The following is a 20,393-nucleotide window of genomic DNA, read 5'->3' as shown; positions in this document are numbered from 1 at the left end:
CGTCGGCAACCCACCGGTGGCGGGTGGAGCCGTCGTGCTGGTACTCCGTCTCCAACTCTTGAAAGAACTCAGTGATGTACATGCTGGAGCGATACGGGAAGTACCGAACTTCGTCGACGTTCTGGGCATCGTCGCGTCCGAGGTTGCCCACGACGAGGTTTCCAAGAGCTTCGAGGTTGCGGCGACGGAACTTCACATGGGCATTGTTGCAAGCGACGCCGACGAATGCCCACACCTCGCGCGACCCTGCGGGCGATGCCCGATCAAGACCGAGGCGTTCGACTACCAGTTCGTCGGACCATCCGGGTAGCGTGTCGCAAGGGTCGGTTCCGAACTCGGCGGCCATGCCGTCGGCGGCAGGGAGATTGCACGCCCTGGTGGTTCTCGATCAATTTCCCACGGTGTATAGCGTGGACTTGCGGCGTTGAAGGTGTGCTGCAGGAGGATTTCCATCAGTGAGTTGAGTTGCCCGACTCCTTTGAGCCCGTGGCGTCGGTATGACTCATTCGCCTCGTAGACATCTGCGCGGCACATGTGCTGATCCGCCTCAAGCGTTCCGCGGTAGAGTGAGGGCATTCTCGAAGCCACTGACGAGCGCGAGTCAGATCTGTTGCCGGAGTGTCCTGTCTGCACGTAGCTCCTTCAAGGTGGGCGCCATTCAAGTGGCTCCTCGCCGAATCCCAGGTCAGGCAACAGGCTGTTTGATCGGATTGTGGACCACTGCTCGCGTACCAGGTTGCGCGCCGAGCTGAGATCGCCGTCGTTGGAATCCTCAGAGTAGAGCGATTCTGTCGCGAACTCGGCGGCCCCGCCGGTGTAGACCTCCCAAATCGCGACGGCTAGCGCGTGTGGAGTCACTGCTCTGAACGTGCGGCTCGTGCTAAGAATTCTCGCAATGGAGATCGTGAGATCTGGATTGGCAAGTTGAAGCCGCCGGCGGTGGTAATCGATAGGAGGCGGGCCGGTGAGCAGTTCCCGGGTCTGGTTCTCGATCTGATCCAGGGTGTCGGTCCAATCGCCGCTGCGCTTGATCTGGCGGATGAGTAGTGGTGGGTAGCGCGAGAATTCGTGAGGCAGTCCTAGCGCGAAAGCGATATGGCCCCAAGGTCTCGCGGTCCCAGACCGTGCAAGGAGCATGGAAAGGACGGCGCGATCCTTCGCAGTCGTGTAGTCGCGGAATCCCGTCCAGTGAACTTGAGGTATCGACGAGAGAGGAATGTGGTTGCCCGGGATCTCGTGGGCCGTCGGATAACGGGCACACCCACTAGCAACTCGAAACGTCAGTTGTGCCGTCGGCGATAGCTTTTCGGCGAGCGGGGTGATGGCGAGGTGGCCGATAACCGCATTCGTCCGACTACGGGGCAAATCTCGGCCGTCCCTGAGAAGCCAGGTTCCTGGAGTAAGGACGCTCTGCTCTACGGCGAGCGAATGAGCCGCATGAACGTCCTCCTCGCAGAGGATGGACTTTACCTTGAGGAGTTGCTCGAGGCACGCGGCGTCAGGGTCGCTTGCTGCTTGACAGCTCATAATGGGCTTGCCCAGCGTCAGAGCCGCGTCGAAGTATTCGCGTGTACTGAACCGCTGACCGCCAAAGCTGTTCGTCGAAGGCTCTGATGCACCGCGTGCGAGTTCGAGAATCCAAACCTGAGCTTCAACGATCTCGGGGGCAACCCTACGGAACTCGACGTCGCGCAAGTCGTGGCCGCAGTATGCGTGTCGAGTTCTTGGTGTTCGGGGGCGATTGTCGCGCTGCGGACAGGCCCAGTTGGGGTCGGTGCTATTGGGCCAACTCGTGCCCGCCCACGGCGTCTCGGCGCACCGAGGGCAGTTGGTAGGCATCAAGATCGCATGTTCGACACAGACGCGGTGTAGCGGCAGTGACCATGTCGAGTTCCAGTATCCTTGCTGAGCAAGGCATTCGGGACAGTAGGAAGGGTCGAGGGGCATCGATTCCGAAGACTTACCGTACCGTTCCCAGTGCGTGCGAAATGCGGAAACAGCCTCGGATATGAGTCCTGCCCGGAGGTATCGGGCTCGTTCGTCCGGTAGCCCCACCGTATCCACAATCAAATCACTGTGCTCAGCGATATGCGCAGAGACTCGTGTGGGGGACCAGGCACTCGTTGGAATCCCGAGTTCTCGGAGTAGCGCGCGTGCGGTGAGTCCGTAGCGGTGGCCGAAACGGCGCAGCCAACTCGGTGCGGTCTCATCGTCCCTGGGGGCGACGAGTATGGGAAGCCGCCGCGGGTTGTACCCGTCTGGTATCGCAATTGCGGAGGGTAGTTGCTCCGCGTCGGTTCTCTCACCTCTTGGGAGTGGTGAGCCGCTGAGCGGCATTGTCAACGACGACCTCCTCCAGGATGCTCGCAGTAATTTGCTCGGTGCCCGTCTTAATAGCCAGATAGGCGGCCCGATCGAGCAGGTTCGTCAGTGAACCGATGTGCCCTTGCGTTCGGCGGAAGAGTTCCTTGCCGAAATCGGATAGTGTCCCAGGCGTTTGCGCGGCGAGCATTAGGTGCAATTCGAGGGCGTTGAGAAGCGAGATCCAGGCGACGTTGCTGGCATCGGAGTCGGTGTTGAACGGCGCGACGCGTGCACGTGTGGCACGGCGGGCAGTCTGTGCGTACACGGCACCGTCATCGCCTCCCAGGCCCTCGTCGAAGAACTTCTTCTCTGTGAGGCGTACACCGACGTAAATGAACGTGACCGCCATTTCGTTGGCCAAGCCCTTCAGATGATTGCTTACTTCGCGACCGTGACGGTCTCGAAAGTCGATGAAGTGAAGGTCATCGATGACAATTATCTGAGTCTCGCAGCTCCGTACGCAGTCGACCGCGAGCGCACCCAAACCAGAAGTATTCGCACCAGCTACCCCCAGATGGCCATAGAAGGCGAGGATCTTTCTGTTCAGGCCCTTGAGGGTGATTCCAGCATCGAGCGGGATGAAGGCGACCGGAATACGCTGATCGCCTGCGGCGGTCTCGCTGCTGAGGCGGCGAATTGCAGTTCGATGGAACTGCCTTGCGTAGCGGATGGCGATGGTGGTCTTACCGAGACCTGGCGGGGCGTCGATCACGACCGATCCGCGGAGGCGGTCGCCATCGCGACGGTTGGACGCCATGACTTGATCGATGACAGCGAAGGCGTGCGTGAGTTGAGCTGTCTTGACAGTCGGGAGGTTGGCATTCCATACAAAGCGAGCTTCGTTGTAGTCTTCGCGCTCGTCGTCGCTGAGCGCTGCGATCTGTCCCTTCGTGAGGAGTTCCAGGCTCGCGCGCGGCGGCGAATGCACGAAGTCGTGCCAGCCCACTTTTGACGCCAGGTTGTAGCGATGCGGTTGATTGTTTCGAAGCCATAGTGCCCATGGGTTACTCATTCGTCGAATACCTCATAGCTCGAATCGTCTGCACCTTGGTACTTCTCAAACACATCGAGGTCATCGTCCAAATCCCAACCTGGAGGGCGACGTTCTGCTCTCCTCGCGAGAAGGTCGATAACTCCTGGCAGTGATGCAATCTCGTCGTCAGGTTGGCCATCGCCAGTATCGCTTGCCGTGGAACGGGTGCTGGCCAGGCGTCGTGCGAGGGCGCGGTCGCGCTTGGATTTGGTGTTGCCTTTGGACCACTCATCGAGGAGGTTGCGGACGGCGTCCTGTGGGTCGACATGCCGGTTTTCGCGGACGGCCAGAAGCTTGGTGTAGTCGGCGGCGTCCGAGGAGAAGGGCTGGTCGAGTCCACCTGCGTGCTCCCAGACCAGAGGCGACCATTTGCCAGATGAGGGGTCGCGGAAGTACACGCGTCGAACATCGCCGCTGTCTATGTGGATTGGCCATTTTCTAGCCTTCGGACCACCGAAGTTGGACTTGCTATTCCGGTAAGGGTTGAGCGCCGCGCCATCGTATCGGCGCCCATCCACTTCTATGCCATAGTGCTGGATCGTGCGCCACTCCACATTGAGAAACTCGTACGCAAGGTCCGGTGAGGACGGGATGGTGAGTCCACCGGCGCGAGCCAGGCCGATCTCGTACATTTCGAGCGGTGATAGCTCGAGGCCGGGCGTCTCAGGGAGACACAAGCCTTCGTGTTTCGACCGGTGGTACACCCGAGCTGTCCACTCGCGAATTATCGACTCAAGCTCGGCGACGTAGTAGAACGCTTGACTCTCAATGTCTTCACCGCGGTGATAGACGTCGGGTCCCTTGTAGCCCGGCAGTTGCTGAAGCAGGCCGAGCCGAATGGTCTTGAAGAAGCGTTCGACAGTTGGCTTGTCTGACGCCTTCTTTACGATCGCAGGCTGAATCGAGATTCCGAGTCGCGCACAGGCGGATCTGACATGGTGCGAGAGGTAGATCTTGCCATGGTCAACAACGATTGACTCGGGTAGGCAGCCTGGGATGCTCGGAGTGGCATCGTCTGCGGTCGGGTCGTCGCGTTCGATTGCGATCGAACTAGGCACGCCGTGAAACGGCCACGCTCCGTCGTCGACCGGTTCTTGGGGCGTGACCGACTGGTGTAACACATTGGCCACGTCGATTGCCTTGGTTGAAATCGGGGTCAGGCGCAGACCGACAATGCAGCGTGTATAGAGGTCTTGCGCCACAGTGAGTTCGACCGGCACCCAACGCAGCGTGATCGGCTCCATCGCGAACACGTCGAGGCGCGTTGTGTCGAGTACGAAGTACTCTCCGGGGCGCGTGGCGCGCAAACGGCCATACGGGGCCTCCGGCCGGTCGGCGGCGATTCGCCGTGCCTTTCCGCTGCCAAATGAATAGCGACCCTTGGAGAGCTCGTCCAGCCAGCGGTAGGCGGTCGCATTGGATGGGGTGGGCGCCAGATCGGCGCCACACCGCTCGGTCAGCAGATTGTTGGCCTGGTCGATTACTATGTTTCTGCTGGGTGTGGATTCGCGTGTGTACCGATTGAGTACGTCGAGGCACGCCTCCCGCCAGAGTGGGTCGATCGGCGAGCGCTGCTTCCTTGCTTCGACGAGGCCGGCTGGTCCTGACTCTTGATACGCCTTCACCCAGCGTTTGACGGTGCGGTCAGACATGTTGTGTGCGAGAGCGACCGTTTCGGAGCTGCGACCGATAGAGTCGCCGCTGTTGTGATGCATCTCCAGTACTGCTTCGACGACGGCGAGCCGTGCGTTGTAAGTCTCTTGCTGTTTCTTCGTAAGATTCGAAAGCAGTTGTCCGGACGTCTCGCAGGGCCTGCGAGGTGCGTCGAGCGGCTGAGAAGACCTCACGAGGTGTGGAGTGCTCACCGCTCGTGTGCCGCGATCCGATTCGACTATCGACCGACTGTCGCTGATCTCGACTATGCGGACCACGGATCCGTCGATCCACACCCGATCGCCAACAGCAAGTCGATAAGTGTTGCTCATACGGCCTCGGCTCGATGGATCAAGGTGTTGTCGCCGAATGGCCGGGTGAGATCGGCCGTGAAGGTGCCCGTCCACAGAAGCTCGAGGACGATGTGTCGAGGCCGTGCAATCCGCTCGGCTGCGAGTGTGGCTTCAGCGTGCGCGATTGAGAGCTCCTCTGGAAATCGTTCGAGCACCGTCTGGAACAGGGCCGCGCGCGACTCGCGGCGAGCCTGAGAAGCGAATCTGATGTTGTTGATCAACGCCGAGTCCTCGCCGGTCCAAACCTCATAATCGGCGGAGAGGCGCTTGGACACCACCTTGGTCCACGTGAACACGGCCTTGACCTCGTCTTTCTGCGCGATTCGTGGATTCTTGACGTCCACGACCAAATATGACCCATCAGCCCGCGTCAGTAGGAGATCGGGACAGTGGCGTCGGCCGGTACCTCTGTCGTCGCCGGTGATCCAGAAAGGTTGCGCCGTGATCCAAACGACTTCGGGATCGAAGTCGGCAAGCAAGATGCGGTCGCGTTCGAGAAGGCTTTCGTAAACCACGTGGTCGGCTGTTGTACGGGTCCAAAAAAGACCTGGATAGTGGCGTTGGCCGGCGTGGGACGGTGGCAGGCGCACTGGCTGGGCTCGGGCCATCGAGCTGATCGAGTGATCCCTGACCTGACTGATGGTCTCGTCACCGGCTTCGGTAACGAAGCGAATCTCGGTCGCACCGATCTGATCAGGCATTTTGCTATCGTGCCGCATGACAGCCCGATGAGAACGATGACACGCCTATGACAAGCCGATGAGAAAATGACACGTTCGGTGAGAAGCTACACCGTTCGCCCACGGCGGAAACCGCCCCGGGAACAAACTTCCTGCCAGCAGAGTTGAGTCCGTCAGACTGAACTTTGGAGGTTAGATGTCTGAGCAGACATATTCACTGCCGGTCCTGTTCGTTCCTGATCTCGTCGTCCTGCCCGGCATGGTCGTGCCGATCCCCCTCGACGACGCAGCCCAGGCGACTGTTGATGCGGCTCGGGCCAGCGAGCCCGGAAAACTGCTGGTTGCGCCGCGTCTGGACGACCGGTACCCGACCCACGGGGTGGTTGCGTCGATCGTGCAGGTCGGGCGCATCCCCGGCGGCGGCCAGGCGGCCGTCGTCAAGGGCGAAAAGCGGGCACACATCGGCACCGGCACCACCGGCCACGGCACCGCGCTGTGGGTCGAGGTGACCGAAATCGACGAGGCCGAGGCCACCGCCGAGACCAAGGCGCTCGGCGCCGAGTACAAGAAACTCGTCCTCGCGATGCTCCAGCGTCGTGAGGCGTGGCAGGTCATCGACGCGGTCAACAAGATGAGCGACCCGTCGGATCTCGCCGACACCTCTGGCTACTCGTCATGGCTGACCGACGTCCAGAAGCGTGAGCTTCTCGAGACCGACGACGTCGCCGCGCGACTGCAACTGCTGATCGACTGGACCAGCGAGCACATTGCCGAGACCGAGGTCTCCGACAAGATCGCCGACGACGTCCGCAACGGGATGGAGAAGCAGCAGAAGGAGTTCCTGCTCCGTCAGCAGCTCAACGCCATCCGCAAGGAACTCGGTGAGGACGAGCCCGACGGCGCCGACGACTACCGCGGTCGCGTCGAGGCCGCCGACCTGCCCGACAAGGTCCGCGAGGCCGCGCTGCGCGAGGTCGGCAAACTCGAGCGTTCCAGCGACCAGTCACCCGAAAGCGGTTGGATCAGAACCTGGTTGGACACGGTGCTCGACCTGCCGTGGAATGTCACGACCACCGACTCCACCGACATCAAGGGCGCGCGCGAGATCCTCGACGCCGACCACCACGGTCTCGATGACGTCAAGGACCGCATCGTCGAATACCTTGCGGTGCGGGCACGTCGGGCCGAGCGTGGCCTGCAGGTCGTCGGCGGCCGCGGCTCCGGTGCGGTGATGGTCCTCGCCGGCCCGCCCGGAGTGGGCAAGACGTCGCTCGGTGAGTCCGTCGCCCGAGCACTGGGCCGCAAGTTCGTGCGCGTCGCCCTCGGCGGTGTGCGTGACGAGGCCGAGATCCGCGGTCACCGGCGCACCTACGTCGGTGCGCTGCCCGGTCGGATCGTGCGTGCCATCGGCGAAGCGGGATCGATGAATCCCGTTGTGCTGCTGGACGAGATCGACAAGGTCGGCTCCGATTTCCGTGGCGACCCCGCGGCGGCGCTGCTCGAGGTCCTCGACCCCGCGCAGAACCACACCTTCCGCGACCACTACCTCGACCTGGATCTCGACCTGTCCGACGTCGTGTTCCTCGCGACCGCCAACGTCATCGAGAACATCCCGTCAGCGCTGCTCGACCGCATGGAACTGGTCACGATCGACGGCTACACCGAGGACGACAAGGTGGCCATCGCCCGCGACTATCTGCTGCCCCGCCAGCGTGAGCGCGCGGCCCTGACCGCCGAGGAGATCACGGTCACCGACGACGCACTGCGCGAGATCGCCGCGAACTACACCCGTGAACCGGGTGTGCGGCAGTTCGAGCGGTTGCTGGCCAAGCTGATGCGCAAGGTGGCGACCAACATCGAGAACGGTAGTGCCGCAGTACCGGTTATCGTCGGCGAGCCAGAGCTCAAGGAACTGCTGGGCCGTCCGCGCTTCACCCCCGAATCGGAGGAGCGTACCGCGGTACCCGGCGTCGCGACCGGGCTCGCGGTCACCGGAATGGGCGGCGACGTGCTGTTCATCGAGGTGAGTCGCGTCGGTGGAACGGGCTCCGAGCCGGGTGAGGCGGGCGGTACCCGACTGCAATTGACCGGCCAGCTCGGCGACGTCATGAAGGAGTCGGCACAGATCGCACTGTCCTACGTGCGTTCGCACGCAACCGAACTCGGCGTCGACCCGAAGTCGCTCGAGGGCACCATCCATGTGCACGTGCCGGCGGGTGCGGTGCCCAAGGACGGCCCGAGCGCCGGCGTCACCATGGTCACCGCCCTGGTGTCGATGGCGACCGGTCGCAAGGTCCGCGCGGACGTCGGCATGACCGGGGAGGTCACGCTCAACGGACGGGTGCTGCCGATCGGTGGCGTCAAGCAGAAATTGCTTGCCGCGCAACGCAACGGCCTCAAGACGGTGTTCGTCCCGCAGCGCAATGAGCCCGACCTGGACGACGTTCCGGCCGAGGTCCTCGACGACCTGCAGGTGCACCCGATGGTCGACGTCGCCGAGATCGTCAAGCAGGCTCTCGAGCCTGCCGCCGACGAGGTGAGTGCCGCGGCCTGATCTGCCGACGGTTCACGACACGACCGAGCCCGGGGAGGTATGCCTTCCCGGGCTCGGTGGTGACGTAGGCCTGGTTCGGCGATGACGAACGGCGAAATGACCGGTGGACCGGAGTAACCACGAGGGCGTTCGCTCAGCGGAAGATGTCGTTGACGATGTCGTCGCCGATGCCGAATCCGGCGCCCATGGCGATCGACCGCCCGAAACCGCTGCCGAGGAATCGCTGCAGCATCCCGCCGCCCTGTGGGGCTCCGTAGGCGGGCTGCGCATACTGGGCAGGCTGCTGATACTGGGGTTGCTGGTACTGCGGCTGCTGGTACTGCGGTTGCGGGGCTGCCGGCGCCACCTGCTGCATGTGCGAATCGATCATCGCGTGCATCGACTGGAGCAGGTTGGTCATCTGCCCCTCCTCGTCGCGGATCGCGAGCGCGACCTCCTTGAGGTCCAGCGCCCACTCGCGGGCGTCGGAATTGCCGGATGCGGCTGCCGCCTGGAGCTTTTGGGCCAGCGCCGACAGCGCCGTCGCCGTCTGCTGTCCTTGCTGCTGCAGTTGCTGATAGGCCTGGTCGACCTGGTTCTCGTCCATGTGCACTCCTCATGACACCGGTGACGCAACAACGCCACAGTACTCATCGGTGTGCAGTTGCGCCCCCATCGGACGAATTTGCCGGAATTCCGAAGTTTGTTCCGCCGCAAGCAAAGTCGCCGGCAGTGAAGCCGGCGGCGCGTCCGGGGTCGTCGGTACTCCACAGCGTCGTCGACAGCTCGCGGCGCACCAGTGGGATCACCTCTTCGGCGAATTGGGTGAGCACCTCACGTTGACGCTCGTACGGCAGCACCGGATTGATCGAAATCGACTGCAGATCATGATGATACGAACGGTGATAGTCGATGATCTTCTCCGCGACCCGTTGCGACGACCCGACCAGCGCGGGCCCGCGTTCGACGGCGTCGGTGATGGTGGCGAACATGTTGACCTTGCCGATCCGGGTCTCGCCCGCGAACTTCTCGCGATTACGGGCGGCGATGCCCTCGTAGACCGGTCGATACTCGGCGATCGCGTCGTCGGTGGTGGCGGCCAGGAACAGACCGCCCGATCCGGACCCCACATATGCCCGGGCCGGATCGTGTCCGTACTCGGCATACTTCTCCCGATACCGATCGATGAGCACCTGATAGTTCTCGCGCGGTTGCAGGGCGTTGGCGGTGACTATCGGGTCGCCGTATCGGGCGGCGAGGTCCACGGCGACGGTGGAGGTCGCCGACCCGTGCCAGATCCGGAACGGCCCGGAAAACGGCCGCGGCACGGTGCTCACCCTGTCGAGCGGTGCATGATGCTGGCCCCGCCAGGTGACATTCTCCTCGCGCAGGAGCCGCCGGAGCAGTGCGTAGTTCTCGCTGAGGTAGTCGTACTGATGCTCGAGCCGACGGCCGAACATCGGGAAGTGCTTGTCCTCGTTGCCCTTGCCGATCACGATCTCCAGGCGTCCACCGGAGAGCTGGTCGATGGTGGCGTAGTCCTCGGCGACGCGCACCGGGTCGAGCAGGCTGAGCACGGTCACCCCGGTCGACAGCAGAATCCGGTCGGTGGCCGCGGCGATCGCACCGAGCAGCACCGTCGGCGACGACGACAAGAACTCCCCGGCATGACGCTCACCGACAGCATACGAGTCGATCCCGAGCTGCTCGGCGAGTACCGCGTTCTCGACGACGCGCGCCAGACGCGTGTGCGAGGAGAGGAGTTCACCGGTGACCGGATGGGGTGTGTGCGGAACGATGTCGAGAACTTGAAAGCGCACGTCGCCACGTTAACAGCGGGGTACCGGGCCTCCGGAAGTCTTGCGATCACCCTGAATCCAGCGGTCCGCATCTGCGCCGAACGCGAGGACTACGGTGAAAGACGAAGTCTCGTATATGTGTCAGCAAAGGAGCTCTCCATGTCCGACCTGCCCAAGATCACCGACCAAGAGATGCGGACGATCATCCAGTACTCGCAGCCGTATTCGGTGGTGGTTCTGCGCGCGGGACCGAAGTTCGGCACCCCCGAGGCCAAGGACCTGATCTGGGAACACAGTCGACGCAACTTCTCCCTGCGCGCCAAGGGCGATCTCGCCGTCATCCTCGGTGTCACCGAGGACGACTCCGACATCCGCGGCTTCGGGATCTTCGACAAGGACGTCGAGACGACCGCGAAGATCATGAACGACGACCCGGGTGTGCAGGCCGGCGTCTTCGAGTTCGACGTCCACCCGGTCCGCGGATTCCCGGGCGACGCGTTGGCGCCCAAGCCGGACTGACGGTGGCATCAAGGGCGCGGCGAACTCGTTGCGCGCCGATATCATCGACTGTGTGACCGCTGACGTCCGTCGACCCACCCGCAGACGCGGGACGTTGTTCACCTATGCGGAGCTCGCGGAATCCCTGGCCGCCGGCGAGTACGACTGGCATCTGGCGGTCCGACTACTCCGTGAACTGGTTCTCCGGACGCAGCGGTTGACCGACGTCGTCGACATCGATGAGGTCCATCGGCGTCCGCCACCCACCGGCACGCGCGGATGGGACGCCATACTGGGTGGGGTCGCGCATATCACCGGGCGCGATCGTGTCAGCGATCCGGAGATCTTGGCATGGTGCTTTGAACCGGACCGGTTCTGCACGGATGCGATGTTCGACCCGTTTGGCGTGCCGCCCTAGTATTTCTGGACTGACTACCTCCGGACCCCGGTGGAGCTGCAGACGCGCAACGTGGTGTTGCCGGTCGGCAATCTCGAGGGAGTCTGAGCGTGGCGCGAACGTTGACGGCGTCCGAGATCCGGGAGCTGTTGCGTGCTCTCGACTCGGAGTTGCAGGCGAGAGGAAAGGCCGGCGTTCTCTTCATCGTCGGCGGGGCGGCAATGGCCTTGGCGTACAACGCCGATCGGGCGACTGAGGATGTGGACGGAACATTCGAGCCGCGCGACGTCGTGCTTCAAGCGGCCGCATCGGTCGCTGCGCGCGAGGGTGATCTCGACCCCAATTGGCTCAGCGACGGAGTCGCCCAGCTCATGCCTCCGCTACCCGATGACCATCCCCGAAGCGAGCAGATCGGTCCGGCGCTGGTCATCAGTATCGCGTCACCGGAGTACGTCCTCGCAATGAAGGCGATGGTGACGCGCAAGTCGCAGGGGGACATCGATGACGCAGTGGCGCTGTGCCATCTCCTGTCGATGAGCACACAAGAGGCGCTGGAAGCGGTCGTGTCCCGGTACTTTCCCGGTCGGCGGTTCGGCGCCCAGTAACTCTTTTTCGAGCGGATCATCGAGTCCCTCTGAGCAGTGGTGGTGAGGCGTCGCGCAGCAGCACCACTCATGGCCGGGCGCGGGCCGCCAACCAGACAGCCGTACGTCGCGCGGCGTGTTCGAGAGCCGGGGAGGGCCGATCCGAGATCCTCGGCGCGGCGACGACCACCACGGCCAGTAGTCGCCTCCCGCCGAATACCGGTACCCCGGCCACCCGCAGCGCCGACTGCACCGAACCATCGCTGAGGGCATATCCGCAAGCGCGAATTTCATCGATCTCGCGGCCGAAGGCGACGGCTTCGCCGGGTGAGGCGTGCTCGGCGAGCAGTGCTGCGCGCTCGTCCGCCGGTAGGAACGCCAGCATGGCCCGACCACCCGCCGTGGCGAGCAACGGTCGAGGCACGTGATCGCGCACCACGGCGCCGATCTCCGCGGGAACCTCACCCACCCCATGCAGGTACACCAGGTCGGATCCCACCAACACCGCCAGCGCCACCGGGGCCTCGATGACGGCGTTCAATTCGGTGAGTTCGTCCGGTGTCAGGGGCGGCTGATCGGCGTGGCCGGCAATGAGCCGCAGCGTGCGTAGGCGCTGGCCGAGTCGATAGCCCGCGCCGACGCGGGTCAGGTAACCGCATGCCCGAAGGTCGTCGACGAGGTCGTGGGTCGAGGAGACCGGCGCTTCGATTTCGCGCGCGATATCGCTCAGCGACAAGGGTTTTCCGGCGCGGGCGACACACTCGAGGATGTGGTCCGCGCGTGGAATGGCGCGATGTCGGCGCATGCCCACCACCTTACGTATATACGAAAGCCTGGTCGGTGCGCTGTCGGCGATGGCCACAGTAGGGACATGGCCCCGACACCTTTGTCCCCTGACTCGTCCACCCCGGACTCGTTCACCTCGGTACCCGCGACGGTCTTCGACCTCACCGCCCTGCTCGGTACCGACACCGGGGAATGCGTGATCACCGGAGAAGCGCCGACGACCTCGTCGCCACATCGGATCGCGGAGGCGTCGGCCGCAGGGATCGGTGCCCTCGGGGTCCAACTCGCCGCACTTGCGGGCGGTCCGCGCGTGACCGTCGACCTCGCCACGGCGCTCGATCAACTCCGGGCGGCCTTTCTCACCACCCTCAACGGCCGGCATGTCCACACCGTCGTCGAGGACCCCTCGGCTTTGGGCAACAACGACTTCTACCGTACGAGCGACGGTCGGGGGATCTTTCTGATCACCACCTATCCTCATCAACGCGACGCGGTGTGTGTGGTCCTGAACTGTCCGCCGGTCAAATCGAAGATCGCGGCCGCGGCCGCCGAATGGGGTGCGGTCGATCTCGAGGACGCCGTGTACGCCGCCGGGGGCGTGGCGGCCGCGGTGCGCACGGCCGACGAATGGGCCGAGCACCCCGTGGGCCGGGAGAGCGCCACGCATCCGGTGATCCGACTCGAGCGCATCGGTGACGCCCCGCCCCGGCCACTTCCCCACACATCGATGTGGCCGCCGCTCCACGGGATACGGGTGGTCGACATGACCCACGTGATCGCCGGGCCCGTGTCGACCAAGCTGCTCGCGACCTTCGGTGCCGATGTGTGTCACGTCAGCCGCCCCGACCTTCCCGATCCCCTGGCGATGGTCGCCCTCACCGGTGGGGGTAAGCGCAACGCGTACTGCGATGTGCGACAGCCGGATCAAGCCGCGGCGTTGCACACGCTGATCGACGCCGGCGACGTCTTCGTCAACTCCTATCTGGGACTGGATAACCGGGGCCTCGCGGCCGACGATCTCGCGCTCGAACATCCGGGCGCCGTCGTCGTCGACTACCACTGCTGGGGATCTGGGTCGGCCTGGCGCGACCGCGGCGGCTTCGATCAGCTCGCCTGCTCGGCAACGGGTTTTGCTCTCGAGGAGGGTGAAGGGGTGCCGGCCCTGCCGCCGACGCAACTGCTCAACGACTATCTCGCCGCCTATTTGGGGGCCGCCGGGGCCGTGGCGGCATTGCGCCGACGGGCCACCGAGGGCGGGACATGGCGCGTGCGAGTCGAATTGGCGCGGGTGTGCACCTGGGTTCGCTCATTGGGGATCGTCGACGCCCGTCCGGGGCGACCGATCGGGCCGCCGGTCGCGTCCGCCGAGGGCTGCGATGGTCCGCTCGGGCGCCTCGTCGAACCCTCGGTGCCGATGGTCTTCGAGGGTCTGTCGACCCCGGCACACCGCGCGCCGACACTCCTGGGGACTGCGCCCTTGCGGTGGTGACCGTTGTGACGTGCCGGCCGGCTCACTCGGGATCGTCCTCCTCACGCCCGAGCATCCCGACCGCGACCCAACTCAACGCCACCACCACGCCGCCGACGACGGCATACGGCGTGTTCGTGTCGATGACCGCGAAGCCGATGCCGTAGAGCATCGTGATGGCCAGGGCCACGAAGGACAGGACACGACGATTCATGATCTCGACTCCTCGAACTCGGCGGCCACCGCTTTGGTGGACCCCACGCAGCGCGACCCCCGAGGGGATTATCGGCCCAATCGCGCCTGGTCGTGAGCGGATCTCACGATCGAAGCGTGAGAATTGCGGCCACGCGGGCCAAACCTGAGCGAACTCCGCTCAACTTTTTTGGTCGAATCGGGAACATCTGCGCCACCCCACCCGTTGGACCCATCGAGAAACCTGAGCGATGCTGGCTCAACTTGAGTTGACCTGGACCGGCTCAACCCGGTAGGACATGAGTCGGAGGCACTGAAGTCTGCCCCCGGAGCACAGGTTTGCCACAAACCACACTCTCGTGGTGGGCGCCAAGCCTGCCGCGGGGGAGCAGGACTTGGGTGCACACCCAGAAACCAGGAGGAATAGCAAAGATGTCTCGTGCTGTCGGAATCGACCTCGGCACCACCAACTCCGTGGTGTCGGTACTCGAAGGCGGCGAACCGACCGTCATCGCCAACGCCGAAGGCTCCCGCACCACTCCGTCCGTTGTCGCGTTCGCGCGCAACGGCGAGGTGCTCGTCGGGCAGCCCGCCAAGAACCAGGCGGTCACCAACGTCGACCGCACCATCCGCTCGGTCAAGCGCCACATGGGCGAGACCGACTGGAACGTCGCGATCGACGACAAGAAGTACACCCCGCAGGAGATCAGTGCCCGCACGCTGATGAAGCTCAAGCGCGACGCGGAGTCCTACCTCGGTGAGGACGTCACCGATGCGGTCATCACCGTGCCCGCCTACTTCAACGACTCCCAGCGGCAGGCCACCAAGGAAGCCGGCCAGATCGCCGGCCTCAACGTGCTGCGCATCGTCAACGAGCCGACCGCCGCGGCCCTGGCCTACGGCCTGGACAAGGGCGAGAAAGAACAGACCATCCTGGTCTTCGACCTCGGTGGCGGCACCTTCGACGTCTCGCTGCTCGAGATCGGCGACGGAGTGGTCGAGGTCCGCGCGACCTCCGGCGACAACAACCTCGGCGGTGACGACTGGGATCAGCGCATCGTCGACTGGCTCGTCGAGAAGTTCAAGAGCTCCTCGGGTATCGACCTGACCAAGGACAAGATGGCCATGCAGCGTCTGCGTGAGGCTGCCGAGAAGGCCAAGATCGAACTGTCGGCATCGCAGTCGACCTCGATCAACCTGCCCTACATCACCGTCGACGCCGACAAGAACCCGTTGTTCCTCGACGAGCAGCTGTCGCGCAGCGAGTTCCAGAAGATCACCTCGGATCTGCTCGAGCGCACCCGCGCTCCGTTCCAGGCGGTCATCAAGGACGCCGGCATCTCCGTCGGCGACATCGATCACGTTGTGCTCGTTGGTGGTTCGACCCGTATGCCCGCCGTCACCGACCTGGTGAAGGAGTTGACCGGCGGCAAGGAGCCCAACAAGGGCGTGAACCCCGACGAGGTCGTCGCGGTCGGTGCTGCCCTGCAGGCCGGTGTGCTGCGTGGCGAGGTCAAGGACGTCCTGCTGCTCGACGTGACCCCGCTGAGCCTGGGCATCGAGACCAAGGGCGGCGTGATGCACAAGCTGATCGAGCGCAACACCACCATCCCGACCAAGCGGTCGGAGACCTACACCACCGCCGAGGACAACCAGCCGTCGGTGCAGATCCAGGTGTATCAGGGTGAGCGCGAGATCGCCTCGCACAACAAGCTGCTCGGCTCCTTCGAGCTCGGTGGCATCGCTCCTGCGCCGCAGGGTGTTCCGCAGATCGAGGTGACCTTCGACATCGACGCCAACGGCATCGTGCACGTCACCGCGAAGGACAAGGGCACCGGCAAGGAGAACTCCATCCGCATCCAGGAGGGCTCGGGCCTGAGCAAGGACGAGATCGACCGGATGATCAAGGACGCCGAGGCCCACGCCGAAGAGGACCGCAAGCGTCGCGAGGAGGCCGAGACTCGCAACCAGGCCGAGTCGTTGGTGAACCACACCGAGAAGTTCCTCAAGGACAACGAGGACAAGGTGCCCGCCGACGTCAAGGACAAGGTCAACGCTGCGATCGCCGAGGCCAACGAGGCGCTCAAGGGCAACGACATCGCCTCCATCAAGAGCGCGATCGAGAAGCTCTCGACCGAATCGCAGGAGATGGGTCAGGCCATCTACGCGGCATCGGCCGCCGAGGGTCAGGCCGCTGACGCCGCCGACGGTGGCAGCGCGACCGCAGGCGACAACGACGTCGTCGACGCCGAGGTCGTGGACGAGCCCGAGGAGAAGAAGTGACCGCTCCGGGCGCCGGGAGCGGAGCTGGTTCCGAGGAGCCGGTGACGGTGACCGATCGTCGTCGCATCGACCCGGAAACGGGTGAGGTGCGCGAGGATTCGGCCGCCGGGCCGGGCCCCGCAGAGGCCGAGCCCGCCGCGGCGATCCCCGATCCCGAGCCGAGCACCCCGCACTCCGACGAGGTCGCCGACCTCACGGCGGCACTGCAGCGCGAACGCGCACAGTTCGCCAACTACAAGCGGCGTACCGAGGAGGAGAAGCAGGGCCGGGTGGCCTACGGCAAGCAGGTTCTCATCGAGAAGCTGCTGCCGGTCCTCGACGACCTCGACCGTGCCCGCGAGCACGGCGACCTCGAGTCCGGTCCGCTGCGTGCGGTCGCCGACAAGCTGGCCGCAACACTGACCGGTGAGGGTGTCGTCAAGTTCGGTGAACCCGGCGACGTCTTCGACCCGGAACTGCACGAAGCCGTCCAGAACGACGGCAGCGGTTCCGAGCCGGTCCTCGGCGCGGTCTATCGCAGCGGTTACCGCCTGGGCGAGAAGGTGATCCGCACCGCGATGGTCACCGTCACCGACCCGGCGCCGGCAGCGCAGGAGAGCGGCCCGCAGGACGCTCCGACCGGTGCACAATAATCACCTGCACAACCATCCGGCGATGCGCGGACGCCCACGCGGCTTCGCGCATCGCCGGATATCGGAACATACTTCATCCAGACATGTTCATTGAGAAGGAGGTGACGTCTGGTGGCTCCGCAACGAGAATGGCTCGAGCGTGACTTCTACAAGGACCTGGGCGTTGCTTCTGATGCTTCGTCTGAAGAGATCAAGAAGGCTTACCGCAAGCTCGCCCGTGAGCTGCATCCGGACGCCAATCCGGGTGACACGCAAGCCGAAGAACGCTTCAAGCGGGTGTCCGAAGCCCACAGCGTGCTCGCCGACCCGGACAAGCGCAAAGAGTACGACGAGACGCGAGCGATGTTCGCCGGCGGACGATTCCGCGGCGGCGGCAACGGTTTTCCCGGCGGCTTCCCCGGCGCCGGCACCCGCTACTCGACCGAGACCGGTGCCGATTTCAACATCGGCGACCTGTTCGGTGGTGGCGGTGCGGGCGAGGGTGCCGGCGGTTTCGGCGACCTCTTCGAGGGCTTGTTCAACCGCGGCGGTTCGGGCGGCACGCGCACCTCGACCGCGACCCGGCCGCGTCGCGGCAACGACCTCGAGACCGAGACCACGTTGTCGTTCAAGGACGCGGCGTTGGGTACGACCGTCCCACTCCGGGTGACCAGCCCGGCGCCGTGCACCACCTGTCACGGCAGCGGCGCCAAGCCGGGCACCAGCCCGCGAGTGTGCCCGAACTGCAACGGATCCGGTTTTGTCAGCCGTAACCAGGGGGCGTTCGGATTCAGTGAGCCGTGCCAGGACTGCCAGGGCACCGGCTCCCGCATCGACGACCCCTGCAGCGACTGCGACGGCAGCGGCGTCAAGGTGCGCTCGCGCACCATCAACGTCCGCATCCCCTCCGGCGTCGAGGACGGTCAGCGCATCCGGCTGGCCGGACAAGGCGAAGCCGGACGCCGGGGCGCACCGTCGGGCGACCTGTACGTCGTGGTCCACGTGACCCCCGACAAGGTGTTCACCCGTAACGGTCACGACCTGCGCGTCCAACTGCCGGTGAGCATCTCCGAACTGGTGCTCGGCTCGACGGTCTCGGTGCCGACGCTCGACGGATCGGTCGGGGTGAAGATCCCGCCGAACACCAGCGACGGCCGCACCCTTCGGGTCCGTGGCCGCGGCGTGCCCAAGCGCGCAGGCGGTGCCGGAGACCTGCTCGTCACCGTCAAGGTCGAGGTGCCCCGCAAACTCGACGACGCCGCGGTGGAGGCCATGCGTGCCTACGCCGAGGCCGAGAAGTCCAGCGGTTTCGATCCTCGGGCGGGTTGGGGGCGATGAGCCATGGCAGAACGCAAGAATCGTGGGCGGCCCGGCGCTGAGGGCGCCGGGCCGGCCGGCGGTTTCGAGGGTTTCGAGGGCGAGGTGAGCGCGACCGCCACCTTCATGATCTCGGTGGCCGCCGAGCTCGCCGGAATGCACGCGCAGACCTTGCGCACCTACGACCGGCTCGGGCTGGTGACCCCGCAACGCACCAGCGGCGGCGGGCGACGCTACTCCTCGCACGACGTCGAGGTGCTGCGCGAGATCCAGCGGCTCTCCCAGGAGGAGGGCGTGAATCTCGCGGGCATCAAACGCATCATCGAGCTCACCAACCAGGTCGACGCGCTCCAACAGCGGGTGCACGAGCTCCAACGCGAGGTCGACGCACACCGTGCCCGCCGCGGTGGCGAATTGGTCCCGGTCCCGCGGACCAATGCGCTCGTCGTCTGGCAGCCCCGGCGCCGACGCACCGAAGAGTGACCCTGCAGAGTGACCCTCCTGCAGTGTGACCCCCTGCAGTGTGACCGTCCGAGTAACGATTCACTGATCCCCGACGACAGCGATCGGTAAGCGGCCTGTGGGCCGCGCACCGATCGCGCGTTAGTCTGTGGCGGCGTGTCATCCGAGGTCGGTGACCTGACAAGGGAGGCGAATGGTGAGTGAGTCACCCGAGATCTCCATCGCCGAACCCGCAGTGCTCGGGGTCTCGGTGGTGGGCGACGAGATCGCGACCGTCGTCCGCGACGCCACCGGCGAGATCGTCGCCAGCAATCACGTGGAGCTCGCCGACGAGTCTCCGAATGCGGCGCTCGACGCGCTGCGTGAACTCGTCGACTCCGCTCCCTTCACGATCGACCACATCGTCCTGACCTGCGCCCGCCCCGACGTAAGGGCACACCTCGAGTTCTCGATGAACGCACCCGGCGCACCCGAGTGGGCATCGGCGGTGAGTTTCGTCGACCTCCCGCACGCCCTGGCCCAGGTTGCGCACCGCGACGCCACCGGCGATGTCGCCGCAGTCGTCCTCGACCGGTCCGGCGCCCTCGCCTCCGGCGCCTCGATCGCCCTCGTCAACGCCGAGCACTCGTCGGTACACGCCTCCGCCGCCGTCGCCGCGCCCCAGTCGGTGCCGCTGACCGATCCGCAGGGTGCCGACGGCCTCGTGGCGCATCTGAACTCGCTGACGCGCGGAGCGGGTGCGACTCGCGTGGTCGCGGCCGGTTCCGGAGCGCAAATGCCCGACGCCGTGCGTGCCATCGAGACGGCGACGGGCTCACCGGTGACCGTGGCCGCCGCGCCCGTGTTCGCGCTGGCGCAGGGCGTCACCGAGGTGATCGCCGCCGACACCCGCGCGATCCCGGTCGCCGCGGCCGCCGTCGGACCGGCCGCGGCGGCATCGGTCGGGACAGCCGCCGCGGCACCGACCACGGCGATGGGCGGGGTGGGTGTGCGCTGGTGGATCATCGGCGGCGCCGCCGGGCTCGCCGCGTTGCTGTGCGTGGTCGCACTGGTGGCGCTGTTCACCGGCAAGGACGACTCGGGCACGCCCGCCGCGGTCACCTCGACCGTCACGGTGCCCGGCCCGACCAGCGAGGTCACCGTCACCCGCACCGGCCAACCCGACACCCAGACGGTCGTCGACCAGCAGACCGTCACCAGTACCGTCACGCGGCCACCGGTCACCAGTACGGCCACCCAGACCGTCACCTCGACGGCAACGGTGACAGCGACGGCCACGGTCACCGAACAGGAGACCGTCACCTCGGTGGTGACGACGACCGTCACCGCGCCGCAACTGGGCCCCGGCAACCCGGGCGCGGGTGGGTAGCGGCCGCAGCA

The 20,393-nt window shown here is 65.1% G+C and carries 18 protein-coding genes and 2 pseudogenes; 10 read left to right on the top strand and 10 right to left on the bottom strand.

Translation table 11 applies throughout. From position 1 onward, the window contains the following. The 6 genes and pseudogenes from GOPIP_RS29450 to GOPIP_RS12035 all read right to left on the bottom strand — a co-directional run. Nucleotides 1-346, bottom strand: a pseudogene (locus GOPIP_RS29450) (hypothetical protein); the annotation flags it as partial. A 296-nt stretch (nt 347-642) separates the two neighbouring features. Further along, nucleotides 643-1,839: a hypothetical protein gene (locus GOPIP_RS29445; RefSeq protein ID WP_006369930.1), complete on the bottom strand. Its 1,197-nt coding sequence runs from the start codon at nt 1,837-1,839 to the stop codon at nt 643-645. Between the two features lie 15 nt (nt 1,840-1,854). Further along, a pseudogene (locus tag GOPIP_RS29885) lies at nt 1,855-2,337 on the bottom strand (TniQ family protein); the annotation flags it as partial. Then, the gene (locus GOPIP_RS12045; RefSeq protein WP_006369929.1) at nt 2,303-3,376 is read right to left on the bottom strand and encodes an ATP-binding protein; all 1,074 of its coding nucleotides are present in this window, start codon (nt 3,374-3,376) and stop codon (nt 2,303-2,305) included. The pseudogene GOPIP_RS29885 and the gene GOPIP_RS12045, both read right to left, overlap by 35 nt. Further along, on the bottom strand, nt 3,373-5,382 hold the full coding sequence (locus GOPIP_RS12040; RefSeq protein ID WP_079931101.1) for a TnsB C-terminal domain-containing protein: 2,010 nt from the start codon (nt 5,380-5,382) through the stop codon (nt 3,373-3,375). Before GOPIP_RS12040 ends, GOPIP_RS12045 begins: the two co-directional genes overlap by 4 nt. Then, nucleotides 5,379-6,104: a TnsA-like heteromeric transposase endonuclease subunit gene (locus tag GOPIP_RS12035; RefSeq protein ID WP_006369927.1), complete on the bottom strand. Its 726-nt coding sequence runs from the start codon at nt 6,102-6,104 to the stop codon at nt 5,379-5,381. Before GOPIP_RS12035 ends, GOPIP_RS12040 begins: the two co-directional genes overlap by 4 nt. Before the next feature lie 175 nt (nt 6,105-6,279). Here GOPIP_RS12035 and lon point away from each other — a divergent pair, with 175 nt between their 5' ends. After that, nucleotides 6,280-8,637 carry an endopeptidase La gene (lon, locus tag GOPIP_RS12030; protein ID WP_006369926.1) on the top strand — a complete coding sequence of 786 codons (2,358 nt, stop codon included), beginning with the start codon at nt 6,280-6,282 and terminating at the stop codon, nt 8,635-8,637. A 133-nt stretch (nt 8,638-8,770) separates the two neighbouring features. On the opposite strand, the gene GOPIP_RS12025 is transcribed toward lon, so the two are convergent. Both GOPIP_RS12025 and GOPIP_RS12020 read right to left on the bottom strand, forming a co-directional pair. Then, complete coding sequence (locus GOPIP_RS12025) at nt 8,771-9,223, bottom strand: hypothetical protein (protein ID WP_006369925.1); 453 nt, start codon at nt 9,221-9,223, stop codon at nt 8,771-8,773. 43 nt (nt 9,224-9,266) lie between these two features. Then, complete coding sequence (locus GOPIP_RS12020; RefSeq protein ID WP_006369924.1) at nt 9,267-10,436, bottom strand: LLM class flavin-dependent oxidoreductase; 1,170 nt, start codon at nt 10,434-10,436, stop codon at nt 9,267-9,269. 138 nt (nt 10,437-10,574) lie between these two features. Between GOPIP_RS12020 and GOPIP_RS12015 the strand changes: the two genes are divergently transcribed. The 3 genes from GOPIP_RS12015 to GOPIP_RS12005 all read left to right on the top strand — a co-directional run bounded on the left by GOPIP_RS12015 (nt 10,575) and on the right by GOPIP_RS12005 (nt 11,915). Beyond that, a complete protein-coding gene (locus tag GOPIP_RS12015) occupies nt 10,575-10,934 on the top strand; it encodes a hypothetical protein (protein ID WP_006369923.1) in 360 nt (119 codons plus the stop codon). A 52-nt stretch (nt 10,935-10,986) separates the two neighbouring features. Next, nucleotides 10,987-11,331 carry a hypothetical protein gene (locus GOPIP_RS12010; protein WP_244421144.1) on the top strand — a complete coding sequence of 115 codons (345 nt, stop codon included), beginning with the start codon at nt 10,987-10,989 and terminating at the stop codon, nt 11,329-11,331. 89 nt (nt 11,332-11,420) lie between these two features. Then, a complete protein-coding gene (locus GOPIP_RS12005; protein ID WP_006369921.1) occupies nt 11,421-11,915 on the top strand; it encodes a hypothetical protein in 495 nt (164 codons plus the stop codon). Between the two features lie 67 nt (nt 11,916-11,982). Here the strand turns inward: GOPIP_RS12005 and GOPIP_RS12000 are convergent, their stop codons facing one another. Then, nucleotides 11,983-12,699, bottom strand: coding sequence for an IclR family transcriptional regulator (locus GOPIP_RS12000; RefSeq protein ID WP_006369920.1), 717 nt, complete (start codon nt 12,697-12,699; stop codon nt 11,983-11,985). Between the two features lie 66 nt (nt 12,700-12,765). On the opposite strand from GOPIP_RS12000, the gene GOPIP_RS11995 reads away from it, so the two are divergent. After that, nucleotides 12,766-14,169: a CoA transferase gene (locus GOPIP_RS11995; protein ID WP_006369919.1), complete on the top strand. Its 1,404-nt coding sequence runs from the start codon at nt 12,766-12,768 to the stop codon at nt 14,167-14,169. A 22-nt stretch (nt 14,170-14,191) separates the two neighbouring features. Here the strand turns inward: GOPIP_RS11995 and GOPIP_RS29080 are convergent, their stop codons facing one another. Continuing rightward, the gene (locus tag GOPIP_RS29080) at nt 14,192-14,362 is read right to left on the bottom strand and encodes a hypothetical protein (protein ID WP_006369918.1); all 171 of its coding nucleotides are present in this window, start codon (nt 14,360-14,362) and stop codon (nt 14,192-14,194) included. 410 nt (nt 14,363-14,772) lie between these two features. Between GOPIP_RS29080 and dnaK the strand changes: the two genes are divergently transcribed. The 5 genes from dnaK (at nt 14,773) to GOPIP_RS11970 (ending at nt 20,382) form a co-directional block, all read left to right on the top strand. Next, a complete protein-coding gene (dnaK, locus tag GOPIP_RS11990) occupies nt 14,773-16,623 on the top strand; it encodes a molecular chaperone DnaK (RefSeq protein ID WP_006369917.1) in 1,851 nt (616 codons plus the stop codon). Further along, nucleotides 16,620-17,255, top strand: a complete 636-nt coding sequence (gene grpE, locus GOPIP_RS11985; RefSeq protein ID WP_006369916.1) for a nucleotide exchange factor GrpE — start codon at nt 16,620-16,622, stop codon at nt 17,253-17,255. Before dnaK ends, grpE begins: the two co-directional genes overlap by 4 nt. A 111-nt stretch (nt 17,256-17,366) precedes the next feature. Next, on the top strand, nt 17,367-18,572 hold the full coding sequence (gene dnaJ / locus GOPIP_RS11980) for a molecular chaperone DnaJ (RefSeq protein WP_006369915.1): 1,206 nt from the start codon (nt 17,367-17,369) through the stop codon (nt 18,570-18,572). Between the two features lie 105 nt (nt 18,573-18,677). After that, nucleotides 18,678-19,034 carry a heat shock protein transcriptional repressor HspR gene (locus GOPIP_RS11975; RefSeq protein ID WP_170320197.1) on the top strand — a complete coding sequence of 119 codons (357 nt, stop codon included), beginning with the start codon at nt 18,678-18,680 and terminating at the stop codon, nt 19,032-19,034. 172 nt (nt 19,035-19,206) lie between these two features. Beyond that, nucleotides 19,207-20,382 carry a hypothetical protein gene (locus GOPIP_RS11970; protein WP_006369913.1) on the top strand — a complete coding sequence of 392 codons (1,176 nt, stop codon included), beginning with the start codon at nt 19,207-19,209 and terminating at the stop codon, nt 20,380-20,382. Nucleotides 20,383-20,393: the final 11 nt, after the last annotated feature.

The organism is Gordonia polyisoprenivorans NBRC 16320 = JCM 10675 (assembly GCF_000241325.1).
Classification (GTDB): domain Bacteria; phylum Actinomycetota; class Actinomycetes; order Mycobacteriales; family Mycobacteriaceae; genus Gordonia; species Gordonia polyisoprenivorans.
This window is presented reverse-complemented; position numbering and strand designations above follow the sequence as displayed.

Excerpts from the sequence above, each read along its gene's own strand:
- GOPIP_RS29445 (WP_006369930.1), bottom strand. The coding sequence starts at position 1,839 with ATGCCTACCAACTGCCCTCGGTGCGCCGAGACGCCGTGGGCGGGCACG.
- GOPIP_RS12045 (WP_006369929.1), bottom strand. The coding sequence starts at position 3,376 with ATGAGTAACCCATGGGCACTATGGCTTCGAAACAATCAACCGCATCGC.
- GOPIP_RS12040 (WP_079931101.1), bottom strand. The coding sequence starts at position 5,382 with ATGAGCAACACTTATCGACTTGCTGTTGGCGATCGGGTGTGGATCGAC.
- GOPIP_RS12035 (WP_006369927.1), bottom strand. The coding sequence starts at position 6,104 with ATGCCTGATCAGATCGGTGCGACCGAGATTCGCTTCGTTACCGAAGCC.
- lon (WP_006369926.1), top strand. The coding sequence starts at position 6,280 with ATGTCTGAGCAGACATATTCACTGCCGGTCCTGTTCGTTCCTGATCTC.
- GOPIP_RS12025 (WP_006369925.1), bottom strand. The coding sequence starts at position 9,223 with ATGGACGAGAACCAGGTCGACCAGGCCTATCAGCAACTGCAGCAGCAA.
- GOPIP_RS12015 (WP_006369923.1), top strand. The coding sequence starts at position 10,575 with ATGTCCGACCTGCCCAAGATCACCGACCAAGAGATGCGGACGATCATC.
- GOPIP_RS12000 (WP_006369920.1), bottom strand. The coding sequence starts at position 12,699 with ATGCGCCGACATCGCGCCATTCCACGCGCGGACCACATCCTCGAGTGT.
- GOPIP_RS11995 (WP_006369919.1), top strand. The coding sequence starts at position 12,766 with ATGGCCCCGACACCTTTGTCCCCTGACTCGTCCACCCCGGACTCGTTC.
- GOPIP_RS29080 (WP_006369918.1), bottom strand. The coding sequence starts at position 14,362 with ATGAATCGTCGTGTCCTGTCCTTCGTGGCCCTGGCCATCACGATGCTC.
- dnaK (WP_006369917.1), top strand. The coding sequence starts at position 14,773 with ATGTCTCGTGCTGTCGGAATCGACCTCGGCACCACCAACTCCGTGGTG.
- GOPIP_RS11975 (WP_170320197.1), top strand. The coding sequence starts at position 18,678 with ATGATCTCGGTGGCCGCCGAGCTCGCCGGAATGCACGCGCAGACCTTG.
- GOPIP_RS11970 (WP_006369913.1), top strand. The coding sequence starts at position 19,207 with ATGGTGAGTGAGTCACCCGAGATCTCCATCGCCGAACCCGCAGTGCTC.